Source organism: Actinoplanes sp. NPDC051633 (genome assembly GCF_040681735.1).
Classification (GTDB): domain Bacteria; phylum Actinomycetota; class Actinomycetes; order Mycobacteriales; family Micromonosporaceae; genus Actinoplanes.
This window is the reverse complement of record NZ_JBFAZH010001140.1, coordinates 1-2,477: the sequence shown is the minus strand read 5'-3', so window position 1 is coordinate 2,477 and position 2,477 is coordinate 1. Positions and strand designations below refer to the sequence as shown.

At 68.6% G+C, this 2,477-nt stretch carries 3 protein-coding genes and 1 pseudogene; 2 read left to right on the top strand and 2 right to left on the bottom strand.

Annotation, left to right across the window (positions count from 1 at the left end):
- On the bottom strand, window positions 1-695 hold a 695-nt coding region (locus tag AB0M20_RS38135; protein ID WP_364305744.1), incomplete at its 3' end, for a polysaccharide deacetylase family protein.
- 5 nt (window positions 696-700) lie between these two features.
- Window positions 701-898, bottom strand: a complete 198-nt coding sequence (locus AB0M20_RS38130) for a hypothetical protein (protein WP_364305742.1) — start codon at window positions 896-898, stop codon at window positions 701-703.
- A 252-nt stretch (window positions 899-1,150) separates the two neighbouring features.
- Here AB0M20_RS38130 and vanH point away from each other — a divergent pair, with 252 nt between their 5' ends.
- Together vanH and AB0M20_RS38120 are read left to right on the top strand one after the other, a co-directional pair.
- Window positions 1,151-2,110 carry a D-lactate dehydrogenase VanH gene (gene vanH / locus AB0M20_RS38125; protein ID WP_364305739.1) on the top strand — a complete coding sequence of 320 codons (960 nt, stop codon included), beginning with the start codon at window positions 1,151-1,153 and terminating at the stop codon, window positions 2,108-2,110.
- Window positions 2,103-2,477 (top strand): annotated as a pseudogene (locus tag AB0M20_RS38120) (D-alanine--(R)-lactate ligase); the annotation flags it as partial. The gene vanH and the pseudogene AB0M20_RS38120, both read left to right, overlap by 8 nt.

The window sequence follows — 2,477 nt, the reverse complement described above, 5'->3', positions numbered from 1 at the left end:
ACGATTGCGCCCGCGGCGGAGGCGGGCAAGGCCGCCGGGGCGATGATCTTGGCGCCCGGCCGGCGCCAGTCTCCGGTGTCGCGGGCGGCCAGCACCGTCACGTAGCCCCTGCGCCCGGCGTCCGCGATCAGGGCGAGCGCCGGAGCGTCGACCTTCGCCGGCGAGGCGAGGTAGGGCGGCCGGAACAGCTTCAGGTCCTGTCCGGTGGCCTGCGCGACGGCGTTGCGGGTCAGCTCGAACTCGATCCGCCGGCGCGGCTCGGACATGGTCGTGAGGTCACGGTGGGTGAAGGAGTGCAGGCCGAGCTGGTGGCCCTCGGCGACGATCCGGCGTACCAGATCGGGGTGCTTGTTGACCTGCGCTCCGACGACGAAGAACGTGGCGGTCGCCCGGTGCCGCCGCAGCGCGTCCAGGATCCTGGGCGTCCAGACCGGGTCCGGGCCGTCGTCGAAGGTCAGGGCGACGGTACGCGGCGGCAGCCGCTCACCCACCACCCGGCCGTCCGAGGCGAGGATCACCGGGCCGGACAGCGCGGACGGGTGGTCGACGATCTCGGTGCGGCCGGGCCGGACGGTGCCGCCGCCGGTCTCCCGGGCGAAGTCGTCGAGCAGCAGCGTGGCGAACAGGGCGGCGACGGCCAGCACGAAGATGGACCAGTGGGCCAGGGGCCGACCGGCGTTGCGGTGCCGTGGCATGCGGGTCAGCCGCCACCCGCTGACGCCGGCCCGGTGGCGATCGCCAGCACGAAGCCGGCCACGATCAGAGCGATCCAGCCGGCCAGCGCCACCCCGGCGACCACGCCGGCAGCGATGACGACGCGCCGGCGCCGGCCGCGCCAGTCCGCGAACACCGGTTTCCGCACCGGCCGCATCAGCTGCGTGTCGAACAGGTCGCTCATGATCCTCCATCGGTCCGCGGGAATGGTAGTCATCCAGGCCGGCCGATCGCTGCCCCGTCGACTGAGACGAAGAGCACGTCGCCCCGCCCCGATTCGGGGATATCGCCGGTGTATCGAAATTCCGATACGCACCGGCAACAGCCCATTCCTTTGACTGGCGGCATGACCTACGGCGAAGTAGCACGAGCAGCGGCCCGCCGCGCCCGATCGCTGGCGTCCCCGTCGTACCTGTCGTCCCCGCCCGTTCCACGAATGGGCATCACGGTGTACGGCTGCGGGCCGGACGAAGCCGTCCTGTTCCGCGAGATGGCGCCCCGTCTCGGCGTCATGCCGACCATCACCGAGGCGGCGATCTCCGCGGCCGGCATCGGCCTGGCCTCGGGCAATCGGTGCGTCAGCGTCGACCACAAGACCGCGGTCACCGACTCGCTCCTGCGTGCGCTCGCCCGGGTGGGCGTCAGGTACATCTCCACGAGAAGCATCGGTTACAACCACATCGACGTGACATACGCCGAGAGCCTCGGCATCTTCGTCGAGAACGTCGCCTACTCGCCCGACAGCGTGGCCGATTACACGCTGATGCTGATGCTGATGGCGGTCCGGAATGCGAAGTCCACCGTCCGCCGTGCCGATATCCATGACTACCGGTTGAACGAGATACGCGGGAAAGAACTGCGGGATCTGACCGTCGGGGTGATCGGAACGGGACGCATCGGCGCCGCCGTCATCGACCGGCTGCGCGGCTTCGGCTGCCGGACATTGGCCTACGACAATCGTCCGAAGGCTTTCGCCGACTACGTTCCGCTCGACGAACTGCTGCGGCGAAGCGACATCGTGACGCTGCATACGCCGTTGACCGCGCAGACCCACCATCTTCTGGATCGCGGGCGCATCGAGCGCTTGAAGCGGGGCGCGTTCATCGTCAACACCGGCCGCGGTTCCCTTCTCGACACCGATGCCCTGCTCGCGGCCCTGGAGAGCGGCCGATTGGCCGGGGCGGCGCTGGACGTCCTCGAAGGGGAGGAAGGGATCTTCTACGCCGACTGCAGGGGCCGACCCATCGAGAACAAGGTGTTGCTGCGGTTGCAGGAGCTGCCGAGTGTGCTGATCAGCCCGCACACCGCCTATTACACCGACCACGCCCTCAGCGACGCGGTGGAGAACTCCATCGTCAACTGCCTGAATTTCGAATGCGGGAAGCGACATGGATAAGTTGAGAATCGGAATCATCTTCGGCGGGTGTTCGGAAGAGCACCCCATCTCCGTCAAGTCCGCGCAAGAGGTCGCGAGGCACCTCGACACCGAGAAATACGAGCCGTTCTACATCGGGATCACCCGCAGCGGCGTCTGGAAGCTCTGCGACGGCCCCCGGGAGGACTGGGAGAACGGCCGCTGCCGTCCGGTCGTTCTCTCACCGGACCGCAGCGTGCATGGACTGCTGGTCCTGGAGCAGGGCCGATACGAGACGATCCGGCTGGACCTGGTGTTTCCCGTCCTGCACGGCAGGCTCGGCGAGGACGGCGCGATCCAGGGGTTATTGGAGCTCTCCGGGATCCCGTACGCGGGCTGCGACATCCAG

What these genes read in the sequence shown, in the direction of transcription:
- AB0M20_RS38130 (WP_364305742.1), bottom strand. Translation starts at nt 898, where the DNA reads ATGAGCGACCTGTTCGACACGCAGCTGATGCGGCCGGTGCGGAAACCG.
- vanH (WP_364305739.1), top strand. Translation starts at nt 1,151, where the DNA reads ATGGGCATCACGGTGTACGGCTGCGGGCCGGACGAAGCCGTCCTGTTC.